17 protein-coding genes and 1 pseudogene are annotated in these 19424 nt (G+C 64.3%); 8 read left to right on the forward strand and 10 right to left on the reverse strand.

Going from position 1 to position 19424, the window contains the following annotated elements; translation table 11 throughout:
- Positions 1-13: 13 nt before the first annotated feature.
- Positions 14-304 carry an EF-hand domain-containing protein gene (locus tag QM685_RS27125; RefSeq protein ID WP_415121244.1) on the reverse strand — a complete coding sequence of 97 codons (291 nt, stop codon included), beginning with the start codon at positions 302-304 and terminating at the stop codon, positions 14-16.
- Between the two features lie 482 nt (positions 305-786).
- Here QM685_RS27125 and QM685_RS27130 point away from each other — a divergent pair, with 482 nt between their 5' ends.
- Positions 787-1038, forward strand: a complete 252-nt coding sequence (locus QM685_RS27130; RefSeq protein WP_415121246.1) for a hypothetical protein — start codon at positions 787-789, stop codon at positions 1036-1038.
- A gap of 136 nt (positions 1039-1174) precedes the next feature.
- On the opposite strand, the gene QM685_RS27135 is transcribed toward QM685_RS27130, so the two are convergent.
- Both QM685_RS27135 and QM685_RS27140 read right to left on the reverse strand, forming a co-directional pair.
- Positions 1175-1762, reverse strand: a complete 588-nt coding sequence (locus QM685_RS27135; protein WP_415121248.1) for a hypothetical protein — start codon at positions 1760-1762, stop codon at positions 1175-1177.
- 85 nt (positions 1763-1847) lie between these two features.
- Positions 1848-3098 carry an arsenic transporter gene (locus QM685_RS27140; protein ID WP_415121249.1) on the reverse strand — a complete coding sequence of 417 codons (1251 nt, stop codon included), beginning with the start codon at positions 3096-3098 and terminating at the stop codon, positions 1848-1850.
- Positions 3099-3323: 225 nt separating this feature from the next.
- On the opposite strand from QM685_RS27140, the gene QM685_RS27145 reads away from it, so the two are divergent.
- The 4 genes from QM685_RS27145 (at position 3324) to dinB (ending at position 6602) form a co-directional block, all read left to right on the forward strand.
- Complete coding sequence (locus QM685_RS27145) at positions 3324-3887, forward strand: cytochrome b (RefSeq protein ID WP_415121251.1); 564 nt, start codon at positions 3324-3326, stop codon at positions 3885-3887.
- A 135-nt stretch (positions 3888-4022) separates the two neighbouring features.
- Entirely contained in the window at positions 4023-4598 is a 576-nt protein-coding gene (locus QM685_RS27150; protein WP_415121253.1) for a YceI family protein, read from the forward strand.
- A 59-nt stretch (positions 4599-4657) separates the two neighbouring features.
- Positions 4658-5236, forward strand: a complete 579-nt coding sequence (locus tag QM685_RS27155) for a YceI family protein (RefSeq protein ID WP_415121255.1) — start codon at positions 4658-4660, stop codon at positions 5234-5236.
- Between the two features lie 199 nt (positions 5237-5435).
- The gene (gene dinB, locus QM685_RS27160) at positions 5436-6602 is read left to right on the forward strand and encodes a DNA polymerase IV (protein ID WP_415121257.1); all 1167 of its coding nucleotides are present in this window, start codon (positions 5436-5438) and stop codon (positions 6600-6602) included.
- Here the strand turns inward: dinB and QM685_RS27165 are convergent.
- The 6 genes from QM685_RS27165 to QM685_RS27190 all read right to left on the reverse strand — a co-directional run bounded on the left by QM685_RS27165 (position 6569) and on the right by QM685_RS27190 (position 15775).
- Positions 6569-8029, reverse strand: a complete 1461-nt coding sequence (locus QM685_RS27165; RefSeq protein WP_415121259.1) for a heavy metal sensor histidine kinase — start codon at positions 8027-8029, stop codon at positions 6569-6571. The two genes, dinB and QM685_RS27165, sit on opposite strands and share 34 nt — an antisense overlap.
- Positions 8026-8712 carry a heavy metal response regulator transcription factor gene (locus tag QM685_RS27170; RefSeq protein WP_042328199.1) on the reverse strand — a complete coding sequence of 229 codons (687 nt, stop codon included), beginning with the start codon at positions 8710-8712 and terminating at the stop codon, positions 8026-8028. The genes QM685_RS27165 and QM685_RS27170 overlap by 4 nt, the downstream gene beginning before the upstream one ends.
- 144 nt (positions 8713-8856) lie before the next feature.
- On the reverse strand, positions 8857-10362 hold the full coding sequence (locus QM685_RS27175) for an efflux transporter outer membrane subunit (protein WP_415121416.1): 1506 nt from the start codon (positions 10360-10362) through the stop codon (positions 8857-8859).
- Positions 10363-10439: 77 nt separating this feature from the next.
- Positions 10440-11660 carry an efflux RND transporter periplasmic adaptor subunit gene (locus QM685_RS27180; RefSeq protein WP_415121261.1) on the reverse strand — a complete coding sequence of 407 codons (1221 nt, stop codon included), beginning with the start codon at positions 11658-11660 and terminating at the stop codon, positions 10440-10442.
- A 23-nt stretch (positions 11661-11683) separates the two neighbouring features.
- Positions 11684-14938, reverse strand: a complete 3255-nt coding sequence (locus tag QM685_RS27185) for an efflux RND transporter permease subunit (protein ID WP_415121263.1) — start codon at positions 14936-14938, stop codon at positions 11684-11686.
- Between the two features lie 402 nt (positions 14939-15340).
- A complete protein-coding gene (locus QM685_RS27190) occupies positions 15341-15775 on the reverse strand; it encodes a VOC family protein (RefSeq protein WP_415121265.1) in 435 nt (144 codons plus the stop codon).
- Positions 15776-15829: 54 nt separating this feature from the next.
- Between QM685_RS27190 and QM685_RS27195 the strand changes: the two are divergent.
- The 3 genes and pseudogenes from QM685_RS27195 to QM685_RS27205 all read left to right on the forward strand — a co-directional run.
- Positions 15830-16006: pseudogene (locus QM685_RS27195) on the forward strand (helix-turn-helix domain-containing protein); the annotation flags it as partial.
- A gap of 166 nt (positions 16007-16172) precedes the next feature.
- A complete protein-coding gene (locus tag QM685_RS27200; protein WP_415121267.1) occupies positions 16173-16811 on the forward strand; it encodes a LysE family translocator in 639 nt (212 codons plus the stop codon).
- A gap of 94 nt (positions 16812-16905) precedes the next feature.
- Entirely contained in the window at positions 16906-17268 is a 363-nt protein-coding gene (locus tag QM685_RS27205) for a hypothetical protein (RefSeq protein WP_415121269.1), read from the forward strand.
- Between the two features lie 39 nt (positions 17269-17307).
- On the opposite strand, the gene QM685_RS27210 is transcribed toward QM685_RS27205, so the two are convergent.
- Complete coding sequence (locus tag QM685_RS27210) at positions 17308-19020, reverse strand: SulP family inorganic anion transporter (RefSeq protein WP_415121271.1); 1713 nt, start codon at positions 19018-19020, stop codon at positions 17308-17310.
- Positions 19021-19424 lie beyond the last annotated feature (404 nt).

Raw genomic sequence — 19424 nt, forward strand, 5'->3', positions numbered from 1 at the left:
ATATCCGCGCCGTTCAGTGCGCTGCCCCGCGCTCCTGCATGAATGCCTCGATCTGCGGCAGGGTGATGTAGCCGGCTTTTTGCGTGTGGATTTCGTCGAAATGGCGCGCGACCATCGGCATGCCGGAGGCGGCCTGCTCGCGGGTGAGCTTGCCGTCGTGCGTGGTATTGGCGTTTGAAAAGCGCGTTTGCAACTGCTGCTCCATGCGCGCCATCCGCTGCGGATTCATGCCTTGCGGCGCGGCCTGAGCGAACGCGACGGTGGACGCGCAGCACAACAAAACGGCGGCGAGCAACTTCTTCATGACTGACTCCTTCGGTTGAGCCATCGGCCGTCGCCTGCTTCGTGCCGCGATCCGTTTCGATGACAGGCCGAATTCTTGGTCAGGCGCCGCCGGATCGCAATTGAAGAATCATGTCGAGTTATGTCACGGCTTGTGTCGCGGTTTTGTCGCGACATCGAATGAAATGAGTTTGCCGTTTCGTTTTTCCCGCGCCGGTGGTCGGCTACGCGCAGCCGGTCATGGACCTGGGCCACGCGGGCCTGCCTCGCGAATTCCCGTAGTCCTGATGAAAGGAAGAACGGTCGTGCGGCGCACGCCGCGCCGTGCGTAAAGCTTGCACATGTTGGCGGGTTTTTACCGTCGCGTGGCGCACGCAACCTGATTTCCAACGGTGCGGCCGCCCGCCAAACCTTATGCGGACGGCATGCATTCAACCTGGAACGAAGCTTGCTACCAGGTTAAGGTTCGCGCGGGCTAATCCCCCATTTTTCCGGAACCTTCAGATGAGTTACCAGGACATCGACAAAGAAATTGCCCATCTTCAAGTCGTCTTCGGGCTGATCTCCGCGCGCGACCGTTTTCCGTTGTCGTATTGGTATAGTCGGCTGCACGCGCTGAACCGTTTATCGATGATGCCCGCGCAACGCGAACGTGTCGCGCACCTTGAAACCATGTTGCGCTCGATCGGCGCGAGGATCGATCAGGTCACGGGGGCGGCGCGGCTGCGTTGCTCGACGGCGCACACCGGCGCGTGACGTGCGGATGGCGAAACCGGGCGCGGAGCCGGATCGCCGCCAAGCCTCGTGGCGTTGTTGCCCGCATCCTGGGCGCACGTGATGCCACCGGCTTGAACGTTGGCCATGCTGGGCGGTATGCCCTCGACGAGCAATACTAGCGGCTATGGCCGAATCGCCGTCGTAACCTTGTCCAGAGTCCCGCAGGATTTTGCTTTGCCATGTCTTGCTGGAGATGCAGGCCATCCAGCCGGATTTGCGCCAACCGGTCGTCGTCCGTCACACCAAGCGCCAAAGGCGGGGCAACCGCATACCAGGTTGATACGTCGTCCCACGAGAGGTAGAGCGTGCCACGAAGCGGTTCATAGAGAGCGGCAGGCTCCGGCATGCTCTCGCCCTGTCCGTTTTCATCGAATACCGTGTCGACGTGCAGCGAGCGCGGCGCCGCGTCGACAAACGGAATCGAGCATACCGTCCATTGCTCCGGGTTAGTGTAAAAATCGAACGCCTTGATCCGCTTCCCGGAATCGAAGAGCATCGACAACATACCGGCATTAATCACGTACTCTGGCGCGCGAATATCAAACTGCTCATCGATCAACTGCCTGAGATCGGGATTTGACGCGTGACGAAGCGATTGCGTCGCGTAGTCAATTTTGCAGATTACGGAGCGGCCATCCTCGTCCCATCGCACATTTGCGGTCGGATTCTCATATTCCGCGACGCGAACGTGGACTTGGCTCATTTCAGGTGCTCATACATAAGGTAAGTGACAACGACGTCATGCAATGTAATTCCGACGTTCGCAATGTGTAGCGTACGGCGTCCACTCAACCAGTCAGAATCCGCGCCCCAAACGCAAGCACCAGCGCGGGCACCATCACGAGCGCACCGACCCTCAGGAACTTCATGAAGCTCACGTCTTCGCCCTCGCGGCGAATCGCGTTGAGCCAAAGAATCGTCGCGAGCGACCCGGTGATCGACAGATTCGGCCCGAGATCGACGCCGATCAACAGCGCGTCGATCACGCGCTCGGGACTATGCGCCTGCATCACGGTCGAACTCGCGATCAGCCCGGCCGGCAGGTTGTTCATCAGGTTGCTGCCGAACGCGATGATCGCGCCGGCCCAACCCGCCGCGGCCATTTCGTTGCGCTCGGTCGCACGCCGCAACTCAGTCGCGAGCGTCGTGATGACGCCCGTGTGATCGAGCATTTCGACCAGCACGAACAGCGCGGCGACGAGCGGCAGTACGTTCCACGAGATTTCGCGGATCATCGGCAGCGGCGATTTGCGTTCCTTGATCAACACGACGAGTGCGGTCAGCGTGCCGAGTATCGCGGTCGGCATGCCGAGCTGGATGTCGTATGCGGAGACCGTCAGCAACGCGCCGGCCGTGACGGCGATGCCCGCGAGCGCGACGCGCCCGCTTGCCGACAGTTCCACCGCTTCGAGATTCGCCTCACAGACGCCCGCGAGCGCATCGCGCTGCGTCCAGCGCAGCATCACGAAGGTCGCGGCGATCGACAGCAGCGAAGGCAGCGTGAAGCGCAGCATCCACGGTCCGAGCGGCGGCGTGTGATTGCCGTACAACACGATGTTGGCCGGATTCGAAATCGGCAGCACGAAGCTCGCCGCGTTGGCGACGAACGCGCAGACGAACAGCAGCGGCAGCGGCGGCGTCTTCGCCTTTTTCGCGGCGGCGAACACGGCCGGCGTGAGCACGACCGCGGTCGCATCGTTGGAGAGAAACGCGGTAATCACGACGCCGACGAGATATACGAGCACGAACAGCTTGCGCGGCGAGCTGCGCGCATGATTGACTGCGAGCACCGCGACCCAGTCGAACAGCCCTTCGCGGCGGCCGACTTCGGAGAGCAGCATCATGCCGAACAGGAACAGATAGACGTCGGTGCCCTTGCCGATCGCCTCGAACGCGAGATCTACCGGCAACAGGCCCAGCGACACGAGCAGCACCGCGCCGGCCACGGCCCACACGGCCTCCGGCCATTTGAACGGCCGCGCGATGACGCCGGCGGTGGCGACGGCGGCGATACCCCACGAAAGGAAAACGGAATTCACTGCGTGAGCCTGGATAATGGGTTGGTCCGGTGCTGCGCAAGCCCGCGCAACATCGTTGTTCGGGCCACAAATTACCACAGCGCCAGGTCCGGCGCGAACGCCTTTCAAACCCATTAGCATCACGGCGACAACAATCTGTTCCCGCGCACCCGCCTATTCAGTTTCTATTGCCATCCCTACTATCCGCATTCTCACGCGGCCCTCGCGAGCAACGGATAGAACACGATGCGAACTCAAGCTTCCGCTCCCGCACGCTACAACGGCGCGGCCATCGCGCTGCACTGGCTGATCGCGGCACTGATGATCTGCGGCTTCTATATCGGCTGGATCATGACCGATATCCCCGGCTTCACGCCCACCAAGCTCAAGTACTTCTCGTGGCACAAATGGATCGGCGTCACGGTCTTCGCGCTCGCGGTGGTCCGCCTGCTGTGGCGCGCCACGCACCGCGCACCCGCGCTCGACGCCGCGACGCCCGTGTGGCAGAAGGCCGCCGCGCATGCGGTGCACGGCGTGCTGTACCTGCTGATGCTGGCGATTCCGCTGTCCGGCTACTTCTATAGCTCGGCGGCCGGCATTCAGGTCGTGTATCTCGGCATCGTGCCGCTGCCGACGATCATCGGCCCCGATCAGGCGCTCAAGGCCACGCTGCGCACGGTCCATGTGCTGCTCAACTACGCGCTGCTCGCGCTCGTCGCGATGCACGTACTCGCGGCGCTCAAGCATCAATTCGTCGATCGCGACGGCTTGCTCGCGCGAATGGTTCCGTTTCTGAAGGTCCGTCAGTAACGCCCCGGCGCGCGGCCCGGCACCGCATAAACGGCTTCGACAGTCTTTAACCGCCGATTGGCTACGGCTGGTTGGCAATCTAATTCCTCGCGGTGTGCAATCCGGCCGCGCGGCTCGGATAGGATGCGTACCACCATGAAAACCACCTTCTATCAATCCACCCTTCGCGCGGCATTCGCTTCTGTTGCCGCCCTCGCACTGTTCGGTGCCAACCTCGCGCACGCCGATGTCGACCTCGCCAGGAGCAGCGTCATCGCGACGACGAAACAGATGAACGTGCCGGTCGACGGCAAGTTCAGGAAGTTCTCCGCGCAACTGAATTTCGATCCGGCCAGACCCGCCGCGGGCAGCGCAAGCGTATCGATCGACACCGCGAGCTACGACCTCGGCGCCGACGACTACAACAGGCAGGCGCAAGGCAAGGAATGGTTCGACAGCGCGACGTGGCCCGCCGCGACTTTCGTGTCGAGCTCGATCGCGCCGGCCGGCGGCAACCAGTACAAGGTGACCGGCAAGCTGACGATCAAGGGCAAATCGCAAACGGTCGTCGTGCCGGTCGTGATCGCCAGCCAGGGCGCGACGCAAACCTTCGACGGCTCGCTGCCGATCAAACGCACGCAGTTCGACGTCGGCACCGGCGAATGGAAAGACACGTCGGTCGTCGCCGACGAAGTCGTCATCAAATTTCATCTGGTCGCTTCGAAGAAATAACCCGGCACGCCGAAGCGCCACCTGAAACACCACACTACCTTCCGACCTCTGGAGTTCAAATGAAGCAATCCTTCCTGCTCGCCGCCGGCGCACTCGCCGCCGCGCTGTCGTTCAACGCGATGGCCGCCGACACGTACATGCTCGATCCGACCCACACGGCCCCGAGCTTCGAGACCGACCACTTCGGCGGCCTGTCGATCTGGCGCGGCAAGTTCAGGAAAAGCAGCGGCACCGTCGTGCTCGATCGCGCGGCGAAGACCGGCACCGTCGACGTGACGATCGACCTGAACTCGGTCGATATCGGCAACGACAAGCTCGACGCCGAACTCGTTACCGACAAGTTCTTCGACACCGCGAAGTACCCGAGCGCGACCTACAAGGGCACGCGGGTCCGCTTCGACGGCGACAAGCCGGTCGAGGTGATCGGCACGCTGACGATGCACGGCATTACGAAGCCGGTCAATCTGAAGATCGAGTCGTTCAAGTGCATGCAGCACCCGATGCTGAAGCGCGAAGTGTGCGGCACGGAATCGACCGCGACGTTCAATCGCGACGACTTCGGCATCGACTTCGGCAAGGCGTACGGCTTCAACATGAAGACGACGCTGCATATTCAGGCTGAAGGCATCAGGCAGTAAACGCATTACACGGTTGCGGCAATCGAGGTTGCCGCAACCGCTCGAAAGCCCGTGGTGAACGACCACGGCGCGTCCCGACCCCGCACCGGACCCGGCTCCCTACCCGCCGCAAGGTACTATTACGCATTGGCGCCGGCGCAACGCCCGCCAGCACAGCCATCGTTCACCGCCATCGCGCCATCGCCCGCCTCGACCGTCCATGAACTCCCCGCTCCGCCGCATCGCGCACCTCGACATGGACGCGTTCTACGCATCCGTCGAGCTGCTGCGTTATCCGGAGCTGCGCGGGCGCGCGGTGGTGATCGGCGGCGGCCGCAACAGCGCGCCGGAAGTGCTCGCGGACGGCAGCCGCCGTTTCGCGAAACTGCGCGATTACGCGGGCCGCGGCGTCGTAACCACGTCCACGTACGAAGCACGCGCGCTCGGCGTGTTTTCGGCGATGGGCATGATGAAAGCCGCCGCGCTCGCGCCCGACGCGGTCCTGCTGCCGACCGACTTCGAGTCGTACCGCCACTACTCGCGGCTTTTCAAGGCGGCGGTCAGAACCTTCACGGACCGCATCGAGGATCGCGGCATCGACGAAATCTATATCGATCTGACCGGCCTCGCCGGAGAATCGCGCGATATCGGAATGCGCATCAAGCAGGCCGTCAACGAGGCGACCGGCCTCACGTGCTCGATCTGCGTCGCCCCGAACAAGCTGCTCGCGAAGATCGGCTCCGAGCTCGACAAGCCCGACGGCCTCACGATCCTCACGCCGGCCGACGTGCCGCTGCGCGTGTGGCCGCTGCCGGTGCGCAAGGTCAACGGCATCGGCCCGAAGGCCGCGGAAAAGCTGACCGCGCTCGGCCTCGCGACGGTCGGCGAGCTGGCCGCCGCGGATGCGGGGCTGTTGCAGGACAACTTCGGGCGCAGCTATTCGGCGTGGCTGATGCGGATCGCGCAGGGTCACGACGAGCGGCCGGTGATGGTCGAATCGGAGCCGAAGTCGATCAGCCGCGAGACCACCTTCGAGCGCGATCTGCATCCGCGTCATGACCGGCCGGCGTTGTCGAGCGCATTTACGGGGTTGTGCGTGCGCGTCGCCGAGGACCTGGTGCGCAAGGGCTACGTGGGCCGCACGATCGGCATCAAGCTGCGCTACGACGATTTCCGCACCGTCACGCGCGATCTGACGCTCGACGACCCGACCGCCGACGCGACCGAAATCCGCCGCGCGGCGACCGAATGTTTGCGACGGGTGGAGTTGAACCGCAAGCTGCGGCTGCTGGGCGTGCGCATCAGCACGTTGACCCCGGCGAGTGAGCAGGCGCTGAAGCCGCGCCTGCCGGTTCAGGCCGACTTGCCTTTTGCGAGCGACGAATAGGCGGTATCGGAAGCCACACCCGCGTTCGCGCGCGCCGCCGCGGATATCTCGCTCACCGTCGCCATCGCCGAAGCCGCCACCGAAAATGCAAACGTATTGACGCCGTTCGCGCTATGCGCGGACACGGTGCCGCTATGCATCTCCGCAATCGCCTTCACGATCGCGAGCCCGAGCCCGTGGTTTTCGCGGCTGTTGGTGCGCGAGACTTCCGCGCGATAGAAGCGGTCGAACAGATGTTCGAGAATGTCCGGCACGATCGGCGCGCCCGGATTCGCCACCGCGACGCGCACCTGGTCGCCGTCGCGCGCGATCGTCACGCTGATCGACGCCCCCGGCTCGCAGTGCTGGATCGCGTTCATCAGCAGGTTCGTGCAGGCGCGGCCGAACAGCGAGCGGTTCACGCGCGCGAGCGCGTCGCCCTGCAATTGCGCGTGCACGCGCGCCTCTTCGAGCGGAATCTCCAGAAACTCCAGCGTATGCGCGACTTCCGCGGCCAGCGACACCTCGACGAGCCCCGTCGCGCGTTCGCCCTGATCGGCGCGCGCGAGGAACAGCATGTCGTTGATGATCGCGCGCATGCGCTCGAATTCCTCGAGGTTCGATTGCAGCGTATGGCGCAGATCGTCGACCGAGCGGTTGCGCGTGAGCGCCACCTCGGTCTGGCCGATCAGGATCGTGACCGGCGTGCGCAATTCGTGCGCGACGTCCGCGTTGAACGATTCGAGACGGCCATATGCGCCGTCCAGACGTTCGAGCGCGCCGTTGAACGAGTTCGCGAGATCGTTCAGTTCGAGCGGCAGCGACGCCGTGTTCAGGCGCTGCGAACGATTGTTCGGACTCACCGCCGACGCGTCGCGCGTGAGGCGCGTGAGCGGCGCGAGGCCGAGCCGCGTGACCGAATAGCTGAGCAGCAGCACCGCGAGACTGCCGAGCGCGGACAGCGCCGCGAGCGCCGAGCCGAACACGCGCATCGTGCGCAGGTTCGGCGAATAGCTCGCGGCAACCTGCAATTGCACGGGCGGGCGCGCGCCGTTGGCCGGCAGCGTGACCGTGGAAGTCAGCATGTCCTGACCGCCCCCCTCGGGCGTGATACGCGCGTAGCCGCCGGACCAGCTCTTCACGACCGTGCCCTGCACCGCCGTGCCGAAGTGGAAGTTCGGGTCCTCGCTCGACACCGCGTACACGGTACTGCTGTCGTGCGGCGTCATGTCGGTGAGTTTTTCGCGGGCCATCCGCCATTTGTCCGGCGTGACCGCGTGATAGACGATGATGCGCGCGATCTGCGTGCGATCGTCGAGCGATTCGCGCAGATGATGCTCGAGTTGCGTGCGCAGCACGAGAAAGAGGCCGGTGCCGATGAGCGTGAACACGAACAGCGCGACGAGCGCGAACATCGACGCGAGACGCCGGGCGATCGAGCGGTTCATGACGACTCAGCCTCTTCGCGCACTTCGAGCACGTAGCCCATGCCGCGCACGGTGTGCAGCAGCTTCGACGGGAACGGGCCGTCGAGTTTCGCGCGCAACCGCTTGATCGCGGTTTCGACGACATTCGTGTGGCTGTCGAAATTGACGTCCCACACGAGTTCGGTAATCGCGGTCTTGGAGAGAATGTCGCCCTGACGGCGCGCGAGCACGCTGAGCAACTGGAATTCCTTCGCGGTGAGGTCGAGCCGCACGCCGTCGCGTGTCGCGCGCCGGCCGATCAGATCGACGAACAGATCACCGACCGAGATCAGCGTGGATTCCTGCGAACGCGTGCGGCGCGCGAGCGCATGCAGCCGCTCGACGAGTTCGAGAAATGAAAAGGGTTTGGTCAGATAGTCGTCCGCGCCTTCGCGCAGGCCGCGCACGCGGTCGTTCACGTGATCGCGCGCGGTCAACATGATGACCGGCGTCGACTTGCGCATGCGCAATGCCTTCAGCACGCTGAAGCCGTCGCGCTTGGGCAGCATCACGTCGAGCACGATCACGTCGTAATCGAATTCGGTGGCCAGATGCATGCCTTCCTCGCCGTCGAGCGCGACGTCGACGACCCAGCCCTGCTCTGTCAAACCGGAGCGCAGGTAGTCCACCACCTTGTGCTCGTCTTCAACAATCAGCAATTTCATGCCCATCCCCTGTCGATCGGCGTGAGCGTATTAGCTCCGATCCGATCCCATGCAACGCCGTTGCACGACTCTGCATTATACGAAACGCCCCGGATTTCTCGCGCCGACGCCAACCCATCGGCGTGGCGACCGGGCCGCGGCGGCTCAGCGTGCGGGAGCCGGCGTCTCCTTCTGCTGTGCACTCTTCGGCACGTTGGCGACGTTCGCTACGTTCGTGGCCTGGGTGCCGCCGTCGCCACCCGCGCTATTCCCACCGCTATCCCAACCCCCGCCCAACGCCTTCACGAGCGCGACCGACAGCGTCAGTTGCTGACCGTGAATCTGCACGTCCTGGCGTTCGCTCGTGAGCAGCGACTGCTGCGCGTCGATCACGTTCAGATACGCGACGAGGCCGCCCGAATAGCGGTCGTTCGCGAGCGACAGCAGCCGCTGCGCATCCTCCACCGCCTCATGCGACTGCTTCGCCGCGCCGTCCAGCACCGACAGGCCCGTGATGCCGTCCTGCACCTGCTGGAACGCGGTCAGCACGGTCTGCCGGTAAGTCGCCTCGGTGGCCTTGTAACCTTCGCTCGCATACTTGACGTTGGCCACGCGGCGCCCGCCGTCGAACAGCACCTGGCCGACCGTCGCGCCGAGCGTCCACATCAGCGTCGGCGCGCTCAGCAGATTGGCGAACTCGGTGCTTTCCCAGCCGATGCCGGGTGTCAGCGTCAAGCTCGGGAAGAACGCGGCCTTGGCCACGCCGATCTGCGCGTTGGCCGCCGCCATCGCGCGTTCCGCCGACGCGACGTCGGGCCGGCGTTGCAGTACGTCGCTCGGCACGCCGAGCGGAATCGTGGGCGCCTTGATGTCGAGCACCTTCGGTTCGATCGCGAACTGCGGCGCCGGCACGCCGACCAGCGCGGCGATCGCATGCTCGAACTGCGCGCGCTGATTCACCAGCAGTTGCGCCTGCACGCGCGTCGCGTCGAGCTGCGATTTCTGCTGCAGCACGTCGAGGCCCGACACCGCGCCGAGGTCGTGCTCGGAGTTCACGTAGTCGAGCGCTTTCTGCTGCAGCTTGACCGACTGGTTCAGCACGTCGATCTCGGCGTCGAGTTCGCGCAGCGAGAAATAGTCGGTCGCGAGATCGGTCGTCAGCACGAGGCGCGCATTCGCGAGATCGTCGGCGGACTGCTCGGCCGATGCCTGCGCGCCTTCCACCTCGCGGCGGATGCGGCCGAACAGATCGGTGTCGTACGTGAGCGTCGGGCCGAGCTGGATGTTGTTCTGCACCGTCGATTGCGTGGGCGTCGCGTAGTTCGTCAGCGGCCGGTCACGCGAAATCCGGAAGCGCGAGCCCGATGCGCCCAGATCGACTTCCGGCACGCGCTGCGCGCTGACGTTCGCGAGCGTCGCCTTCGCCTGCTCGTAGTGCGCGCTCGCGGCGACGAGCGTCTGGTTCTGCGCGAGCGCCTGCGTTTCCAGCCCGGCTAGCATCGGGTCGGCGAAGCCCGTCCACCAGTCCGGCGCGATCGGCGCATGCGACGGCGCGGCGACGCGCCAGAACGAATCGGTGTGCCAGTCGGGCGGCACCTCGGCTTGCGGCCGTTGATAATCCGGACCGACCGTGCAGGCGGCGAGCAGCACCGCGCCCGCGCAGGCGGTGATCGTCGTGAACGCCGTGCCCGAAGCGCGTGCCGCGAGCGCCGTCAGCGCCGCGCCGGCCCGGTTGGGAGCCGCGAACTTCACGACGCCCCCTTGCCGCTCTTCTGCGGCTCGACCTGCACGTGATCGCCGTCGGCGATCGAATCGCTCGGGTTGATGATGATGTGATCGCCCGGCTCGATGCCGCTTTCGATTTCGAGCGTCTGACCGAGGTCCTGCGCGATCACGACCTTGTGCAGGCTCACGTTGCCCTTCGCGTCGACGACCGCGAGGCGCGGACCTTCGGCGCGAAACAGCAGCGCATTGCCCGGCACAGTCAGGCGCGCATGCGCGGCCGCGGGCACCGCGACCTGCACGTAAGCGCCGGGGCGCAACTTGTCGTCCGGATTGGGCAGCGTCACCTCGATCTGCAACGAACGCGTGGGCACGTCGATCGCGCCGGATATGTGCGTGATCGTGCCGTCGAACTGCTGGCCCGGCAACTCGGCCTGCGTGACCACGACCTTCTGCCCGACCGCGACGTTCTGCGCATACGCCTGCGGCAATTGCACGTAGACGCGCAGCGGATCCGACTGCGCGAGCGCGAAGAGCGCCCGGCTGGTGCCGCTGCCCGCGTCGATCAGGTCGCCGACGTCGACGTTGCGCTGCGTGACCACGCCGGTAAACGGCGCGACGATCCGCTTGAACGATTCGAGCTGCTGCAAGCGCTTGACGTTCGCGTCCGCCGCGGCGAGATTCGCGACGTCCTGCGTGTAGGTGCTTTGCCGTTCGTCGAGTTCCTGTTGCGAGACCGCATCGCGCTGGCGCAACTGCTGCCAGCGTTCGAGCGAGCTTTTTGCGAGGCCGAGGCTCGAACTGATCTGCTGACGCTGCGCCAATGCCTGCGCGAGCTCCTGGTCGATTTCGGGCGTGTCGAGTTCGGCGAGCAACTGGCCCTGCTTCACGTGCGCGCCGATATCGGCGTACCAGTGCAGCAGATAGCCGGTCGCACGCGCGTAGATCGGCGACTCGACGTAGCCGCGCAACGTGCCCGGCAGCAGCGTGCTGGCGCCGCTGTCGGTCTGCTTCGGCATCACGGTGTTCACGTACTGGGTGGCGTTCTGCTGCGTCGTCGCCTCGACCTCGCGGCTTTGCAGCACGTTCGCGATCACCGTGCGCAACGCGCCGATCGCAAGCAGCACGAGAACGATCAGGGCCGCGATCTTCGCGCGCTTCCATTCGCGATGGCGCGGCGGCAGCATGTGCCCGTCTTCGGTTTCCCGCGCGGGGATCGCCAGCGATGCATGAGTCTTTTCTGTCATCTCAGTCAACCATCGTTTAACTTTTACGCGGGCGTGGCCGCACTGCTGTGCTCGGGCGCGGCACCGCCGCCCTCGCCACCGTTGCCGCCGTTGCCGTCACCACCGCCATGAGGATCCGTCGGGTCCGTGTCGCCGTCACCCTTACGGTGTGCCAGCCACGAATGAATACCCGCGAACACGAGCGGCACGAAAAACAGCGTGGATACCGTCGCGAACAGCAGGCCGCCGATCACCGCGCGGCCGAGCGGCGCGTTCTGCTCGGCGCCTTCGCCGAGACCGAGCGCCATCGGAATCATGCCGATGATCATCGCGAACGCGGTCATCAGCACCGGGCGGATCCGGCTTGCGCCCGCCTCGAGCGCGGCCGTGAGCGGCGGCGCGCCGCCCGACAGCCGCTGCCGCGCGAACGCGACCATCAGAATACTGTTCGCGGTCGCGACGCCCATCGTCATGATCGCGCCGGTCAGCGCCGGCACGCTCAGATGCGTACCGGTCAGGAACAGCATCCACACGATGCCCGCGAGCGCCGCCGGCAGCGCGCTGACGATGATCAGCGGATCGACCCACGACTGGAAGTTCACGACGATCAACAGATACACGAGCACGATCGCCACCGCCACGCCAATTCCTAGCCCGAAGAACGAGCTGCGCATCGTCTGCACCTGGCCGCGCACCGTGATCGTACTGCCGCGCGGCAGCGACGCGCGCACCTGATCGACCAGCTTGTCGACCTGATTCGCGACGCTGCCGAGATCGCGCTTCTCGACGCTCACGTACAGATCGATCACCGGCCGGATGTTGTAGTGCGAGACTTCCGCGAATTGCGCTTGCGGCGAGATGCGCACGAGGTTGCCGAGCAGTTGCGTCGGCCCGTTCATCGTCGCCGACACCGGCGTGCGCAGCAGCTCGTCGATCGACGACACCTGGTATTGCGGCGTCTGCACCGCCACCTTGTATTCGACGCCGTTGCGGTTATTGATCCAGAATCCCGGCGACGTCTGCGAGCTGCCCGACAGCGAAACGAGCACGTTCTGCGCAACGTCGTTCGCGCTCAGGTTCAGTTGCTGCAGGCGCGTGCGGTCCATGTGCAGATCGATCACCGGTTCGTCCAGCTTCTGCTGGATATGCGTGTCGACCGTGCCGGGAATCAGCCGCACCTGTTTCAGCAGCTTGCGCGCGACGTCGAAGTTGCCCTGCTGGTTCGCGCCGGAAATCTGCACGTCGACCGCGGCGGGCAGGCCGAAGTTGAGGATCTGCGTGACGATGTCGGCCGGCTGGAAGAAGAATTCGGTACCCGGAAAGCGCTGCGGCAGGATCTTGCGCAGCTTGTCCATATAGAGCTGCGACGACTCGTGGCCTTCGTTCAACGCAATCTGGATCTCGCCGTCGAGCGTGCCCATCGTGCCCGAGTTGCTGTACGACAGGTTGATGCCGCTATACGGCAGGCCGAGGTTGTCGAGAATCGTGCCCAGTTCCCGCGGCGGCACGACTTCGCGGATCACCTTTTCGACCTCGTCGGCAAGCCGCGCGGTTTCCTCGATGCGCGTGCCGGTCGGCGCGCGCATATGCAGACGGATATCGCCCGCGTCGACGCTCGGGAAGAAGTCTTCGCCGAGCGCGAAAGCGAGCCCCATCGACAGCACGCAGAAGCCGAGGAACACGCTGCAAAACAGCTTGCGACGCACCAGCAGGCTGCTCAGGATCATGATGTAGGTCGCGCGCATGCGCTCGAAGCCGGCGTCGAAGCGGTGATAGAGCCGCATGAACAGATTCGGCCTGGTGCCCGCCTTCGGCTTGTGCGCGTGCCCCATCAGCAGCATCGCGAGCGTCGGCACGAGCGTCCGCGACAGCACGTACGACGCGAGCATCGCGAACACCACCGCTTCGGCGAGCGGCACGAACAGATAGCGCGCGACGCCGGTCAGGAAGAACATCGGCACGAACACGATACAGATACACAGCGTCGACACGAGCGCAGGCACCGCGATTTCGCCCGCGCCGTCGAGAATCGCATCGTGCAGATTGGTGCCTAAATGCAGATGCCGTTCGATGTTCTCGATCGTCACCGTCGCGTCGTCCACCAGAATCCCGACCGCGAGCGCCAGGCCGCCGAGCGTCATGATGTTGATGGTCTGCCCGAGCGCGTGCAGCACGATCAGCGACGAGAGAATCGACAGCGGAATCGAAATCGCGATGATGCAGGTGCTGCGCCAGTTGCCGAGAAACAGCAGGATCATCGCGGCGGTCAGCGCGGCGGCGACCAGCGCCTCGCGCACCACGCCCTGCACGGCCGCCTTCACGAACACCGACTGATCGAACAGCGCGGTGATCTGCAGATCGGGCGGCAGCGAGGCGCGCGCACCCGGCAACAGCTCTTTCAGCGAATCGACGATCGACAGCGTCGACGCGTTGCCGTTCTTCAGCACCGACATCAGCACGCCGCGATGGCCGTTCTGCCGCACGATATTGGTTTGCGGCGAATAACCGTCGCGCACGTGCGCGACTTCGCGCAGATAGGTGGTCGCGCCGTTGACCGTGCGCACCGGAATGTCGTTGAGCCCTTCGATCGTGGCCGGCGACCCGTTCATGTCGACCGTGTATTCCTTCGGCCCGATCTTGGCCGTGCCGGTCGGCAGAATCAGGTTCTGCGCGTTGAACGCGTTGACCACGTCGGTGGGCGTCAGGCCTTTCGCAAGCAGCGCGCGCGTGTCGAGGTCGACCGAAATCAGGCGCGATTTGCCGCCGTATGGATAGGGCACGGCGGCGCCGGGAATCGTCACGAGTTGCGGACGCAGGAAGTTCAGCGCGACGTCGTTGAGATCCTGTTCCGAGAGCTTCGGACTCGACAGGCCGAGCTGGATCACCGGAATACTGGAGGCCGAATAGCTGATGACTAGCGGCGCCGTGGCGCCCGGCGGCATCTGCTTCAACTGCGCCTGTTCGACGGCCACGGTCTGCGCGATCGCGGTCTGGATATTCGCGTTCGGCTGCAGAAACACCTTCAGGATCGCGATGCCCGGCAGCGATTGCGATTCGATGTGCTCGATGTCGTTGACCGTGGTGGTCAGACTGCGCTCGTTGACCGACGTCATGCGGTCGGCCATGTCCTGGGCCGACAAGCCCGTATACGTCCAGATGATACTGACGACCGGAATGTTGATTTCCGGCAGCACGTCAACAGGCGTGGTGAACAGCACGAATGGCGTCGCCAGCACGATCAGAATCGCCATCACGATGAACGTGTATGGCCGCTTAAGCGCTACGTTGACGATCCACATTGAAACGGGCCAGAGAGGATGCTGGGTGGGAGGGAGGGATTCAATCTGCGCTTATGCTAGATCGATAGGACCAACACCTGCATGGCGCCAAAATGGCGAAATTGTCAGGAAGGTAGTTGTAAGGAGATGGGGAGTTTTTGGCGATGCGTGAGGCGTCGCGGGTTTATCGCCTGTTTGCCGATATGCAAACGTTTGTTGAATCAAGTTAACCGCAGTTAATGGAACGTTTGCCGAGGCGCCGCGCGGCTCTGCGCGAAATATTGTGAAACATGCTTTCGGATTGATTCGCGCGAAGCGGCGATCTGCATGCATGCGCTCACAAAAAAGGCCGGTCAACCCGCGCGGTTGACCGGCCTTGTCATCTGCAATTATTCGCCTGTTTGGTAGCGGCGCGGTCGGCGCTTATTTGGCGAACAGCGACGACATATCGGCGAATGCCTTGAGCTCGAGCGCATTGCCCGACGGATCGAGGAAGAACATCGTCGCCTGCTCGCCGACCTCGCCCTTGAAGCGCACGTGCGGCTCGATGATGAATTCGATGCCGGCCTTCTGCAGTTTGTCCGCGGCGGCCTGCCATTGCTCCATCGACAGCACCGCGCCGAAGTGGCGCACCGGCACCGCGTCGCCGTCGACCTTGCTCGTATGACGATGGCCGATTTCGTCCGGCGCGAGGTGCGCGACGATCTGATGGCCGTAGAAATTGAAATCGATCCACGCTTCCGAGCTGCGCCCTTCCGGACAACCGAGCAGTTCGCCGTAAAACTCGCGCGCGGCGGCGAGGCTATGAACAGGAAACGCCAGATGGAACGGCGGCAAAACGGTGTCGGCAACGCTCATGGTGAAAGACTCGCTGGTGAATATGTAGGGATGATTGTCGGGCCAAGTTTAACCATAAATAAAAATGCTGAGAAACGATATATATTTGATCTGACCAACACGAAAATCGATCAATCGATCATGCCCGGCGAACTGAAGACCTTCATCGCCGTCAGCCAGTACGGCACGTTTTCCGGCGCGGGCGCGCGCATCGGGCTCACACAATCGGCCGTGAGCGCGCGGATGCAGCGGCGCGGATCGGATCGGCGGCATTCGCGCCGGTGAACCGCGCACCGATTGTCCTGCCATACGCACGGGCAACTGTATCTGTGCGTTGCGCGTCGCGGCGCGCAGAATCGGCGCTTGCGCGCCATCTCACATCATCTCGCGCGTTCCGTCGCCCTCACTTCTTCCCGCCATGATCGCCAGCCCGCTGCTCACCGCCGATGTCCTGATCGCCTACAGCGCCTATTTCGTCGGCACCGCGAGCCCCGGACCGAGCAATCTCGCCATCATGTCGCTCGCCATGAGCTCGGGCCGGCGCGCCGCGCTCATGTTCGCACTCGGCGTGGTGTCGGGCTCGTTCTCGTGGGCGCTGCTCGCGTCGCTCGGTTTGTCGGCGATGCTCGCCAGCTACTCGCAATGCCTCGTCACGATCCGGATCGCGGGCGGCCTGTATCTGCTGTGGCTCGGTTTCAAGTCCGCGCGCTCGGCACTCGGCGCCGGCCAGCCGGCCGCGAGCGCGGCGCAAGCCGACGAACCGCTCAGGCGGCTTTATCTGCGCGGCCTGCTGCTGCATCTGACCAATCCGAAGGCGGTGCTGGTGTGGCTGTCGATCGTGTCGCTCGCGATGTCGCCGGTACACGGCGCGGCACACGTGATGCCGGTCGTGCTCGGCTGCATGGTGATCGGCGCGACGGTGTTCAGCAGCTACGCGGTGCTGTTTTCCACCGCGTCCGCCCGGCGCATCTATACGGCGATCCGGCGTTGGCTCGACGGCTCGCTCGCCGTCATGTTCGGGATTGCCGGGCTCAAGCTGCTGACGTCGAAAAACTAGCGCGTGGCTTGCGGTCCGGCCGGATTTGCCGCCGCTCTGCGATACTGGCGCCATCGCTCCAGGAACGGCCAGCCAGCGCGCCCCTACACAAACGATGACCGGCAAAGACAACGAAACACCCCCGTCGACCCACCGCTCGCCGCTGCAGAAGCGGCTCTATTTCACCGGCACGGCGATCCTGCTCGCCGGCTTCATCGCCGCCGCGCTCATCTATGCGAGCGCGCCGCCGCCGGATAAAGCAGTCGCGATGTACGGCATGGTCGATCCGCGCTACCAGATCGAGCTACAGCAAATCGGCGGCAATGCGGCGGTGCTGATGGCCCAGCTTCACCAATGGTTCGACAGTCTGTGGCACGGCGTCAGGCTCGCCTATACCGTCGCGGTGCTCGGTATCGCGGTCGCGGGCGTGTGCTTTTTCATCGGCTATTTTTTCGCGGACGACGCGGCGCCGCGCTAGGTGCGGCGTCGGCGCGCCGTCCGTCCGCTACGGCGCGCCCTACAGCGCCCCCTTCACCTGCTCATGCGGCTTCTCGACCCCAACCGCCAGCAACGCCTCGTGCAGCGTGCCGAAAATACAGCGCTCCTCGACAATCGGCGTGATCCCGTGCCGCTCCATATCGGAGCGCAGATACCGGTTCACACGCGCGAAAATCACCTCGATGCCGCCGTGCTTGAGCGACGCGCACAGCTCGCCCACCGAGCGCGCCGCCGAATAGTCGAGATCGGTGATCGCGCTCGCGTCGACCACGAACCAGCGCACCGCGCTCGGCGCGTGATCGATCAGGCGGCGCGTGTCGTCGGCGAAAAAGTGATCGTTCGCGTAGAACAGGTCGGCGCCGAAGCGATAGACGATCAGCCCCGGCGCGGTCTCGATGCCGGGCACGGCCGGCACCGGCACCCACGTGCCGTCGTCGCCGGGGGTGAGCACCATCGTGTGCGGCCGGTAGCTGTGCCGTACGTGACGCAGTAGCGACAACGCGACCGCCACCAGAATGCCGTGCTCGACGCCGATCAGCACGACCGCCGCCGCGGTGAACACGGCCAGCGCGAATTCACCGGGACTTTCGCGGCGGATCGCGAACAGCGTCCGCAGATTGACGAGGCCGACCGCGATCGTAAACACGATGCTCGCGAGGATGCAGTGCGGCAGGTACTGCAGATAGCGGCTGAAAAACAGCAGCACCACGACGACGACCGCCGCGAACACGAGCTGCGCAAACTGGCTGCGCGTGCCGGCGCGATCGGCCATCGCGGTCTGCGTCGGGCTGCCGTTGACGACAAACGCCCCCGAGAACGCCGCCGCCGCGTTGGCCGCCGCGATGCCGAGCAGGTCCGCGTCGATATCGACCGGTTCGTGGTAACGCTCGGCGAACACGCGGCTCGCGGCGGCGCTTTGCGCGACGATCATCACGAAGCAGGACGCGGCGACCGGCATCAGGTCGAGCATCTGCTGCCACGTCACCGACGGGACGCGCAACGGCGGCAGTCCGCCCTCGACAGGTCCGAGAATCGAAATGCCGTGGGCCGCGAAGCCGAGCACGTCGCTGGCGACAATGCCCGCGACGACCACGATCAACGGCACCGGCAGGCGCGGCCAGAAACGTTTGCACACGAGAATCGCGACCACGACGAGCACCGAAATCGCGAGCGTCGGCGGGTGAATCCGCGCGGCGTCGCGCACGACCAGCAGCAATTGATCGACGCTGCGCGCCGCGTGTCCCGACACGCCGACCATGTCGCCGAGCATCGCGATGCCGACCTGCACGCCGACGCCGGCGAGAAAGCCGACCAGCACGGTACGCGACAGGAAATCGGCGAGAAAACCAAGCTTGAAGATGCGCGCGACGAGCAGCAACGCGGCGGTCAGAAGCGCGACCATCGCGGCAAGCGCGGCATAGTCGGCGCTCGACGCAGGCGCCATCGTCGACAGACGGCTCGCGAAAATAGTGGCGGTGGCGGAGTCGGCCGCGACGACCAGATGCCGCGACGCGCCGAAAAACGCGAACGCGACGAGCGGCAGGAAAGCGGTGTAAAGCCCCGTGACGGCGGGCATGCCGGCAATGCGCGCGTAGCCGAGCACCTGCGGAATATCCATCGACGCAAGCTGCACGCCGGCCAGCGCATCGCGCGCCGCCGCGACCCGGCTCAACGGAAGAACGCCCTTCAGCACGCCGATGCGTGCCCCCTTCTGCTCCAGAAAATCTCGCATACGCGATAGTGCCCTCAAAACCTTAGGTTATCGCGCATCGTGCCGCGAGTCGGCACGCAAAGGCAAGACTTGATAAATGGCCGGGGGGTTATCTCGGGAAATGGAAAACAGAAAGCTTATCGAAAGAAATCGAATGGCCGCTCATCTGGAAACTAACTAAAAGCTGACCATACGCGAGGTTCTTCCCGGCGTTTCCGCAGGGAAGAACCGGCTTAAGAATTTAACGTTTGAACTGGCCTGTCTGTGGATCCACATGCCGCGCAAAACCGAACAGCGCAGCGATACAGATCGGACAGGCGATCAGGAAGATAGCCAACATCACTCACCCCGTAACAAATTGTTACCGGCAAGTTTAAAGAAATTCAGAACGAATTAAATGAGGGAAAACGCAAAGCACTATTGCA

The sequence above is a fragment of the Paraburkholderia sp. genome (assembly GCF_047605525.1).
Classification (GTDB): Bacteria; Pseudomonadota; Gammaproteobacteria; order Burkholderiales; family Burkholderiaceae; genus Paraburkholderia.

Excerpts from the sequence above, each read along its gene's own strand:
- QM685_RS27185 (WP_415121263.1), bottom strand. The coding sequence starts at position 14,938 with ATGTGGATCGTCAACGTAGCGCTTAAGCGGCCATACACGTTCATCGTG.
- QM685_RS27170 (WP_042328199.1), bottom strand. The coding sequence starts at position 8,712 with ATGAAATTGCTGATTGTTGAAGACGAGCACAAGGTGGTGGACTACCTG.
- QM685_RS27125 (WP_415121244.1), bottom strand. The coding sequence starts at position 304 with ATGAAGAAGTTGCTCGCCGCCGTTTTGTTGTGCTGCGCGTCCACCGTC.
- dinB (WP_415121257.1), top strand. The coding sequence starts at position 5,436 with ATGAACTCCCCGCTCCGCCGCATCGCGCACCTCGACATGGACGCGTTC.
- QM685_RS27180 (WP_415121261.1), bottom strand. The coding sequence starts at position 11,660 with ATGACAGAAAAGACTCATGCATCGCTGGCGATCCCCGCGCGGGAAACC.
- QM685_RS27155 (WP_415121255.1), top strand. The coding sequence starts at position 4,658 with ATGAAGCAATCCTTCCTGCTCGCCGCCGGCGCACTCGCCGCCGCGCTG.
- QM685_RS27205 (WP_415121269.1), top strand. The coding sequence starts at position 16,906 with ATGACCGGCAAAGACAACGAAACACCCCCGTCGACCCACCGCTCGCCG.
- QM685_RS27145 (WP_415121251.1), top strand. The coding sequence starts at position 3,324 with ATGCGAACTCAAGCTTCCGCTCCCGCACGCTACAACGGCGCGGCCATC.
- QM685_RS27190 (WP_415121265.1), bottom strand. The coding sequence starts at position 15,775 with ATGAGCGTTGCCGACACCGTTTTGCCGCCGTTCCATCTGGCGTTTCCT.
- QM685_RS27200 (WP_415121267.1), top strand. The coding sequence starts at position 16,173 with ATGATCGCCAGCCCGCTGCTCACCGCCGATGTCCTGATCGCCTACAGC.
- QM685_RS27150 (WP_415121253.1), top strand. The coding sequence starts at position 4,023 with ATGAAAACCACCTTCTATCAATCCACCCTTCGCGCGGCATTCGCTTCT.
- QM685_RS27165 (WP_415121259.1), bottom strand. The coding sequence starts at position 8,029 with ATGAACCGCTCGATCGCCCGGCGTCTCGCGTCGATGTTCGCGCTCGTC.
- QM685_RS27210 (WP_415121271.1), bottom strand. The coding sequence starts at position 19,020 with ATGCGAGATTTTCTGGAGCAGAAGGGGGCACGCATCGGCGTGCTGAAG.
- QM685_RS27130 (WP_415121246.1), top strand. The coding sequence starts at position 787 with ATGAGTTACCAGGACATCGACAAAGAAATTGCCCATCTTCAAGTCGTC.
- QM685_RS27135 (WP_415121248.1), bottom strand. The coding sequence starts at position 1,762 with ATGAGCCAAGTCCACGTTCGCGTCGCGGAATATGAGAATCCGACCGCA.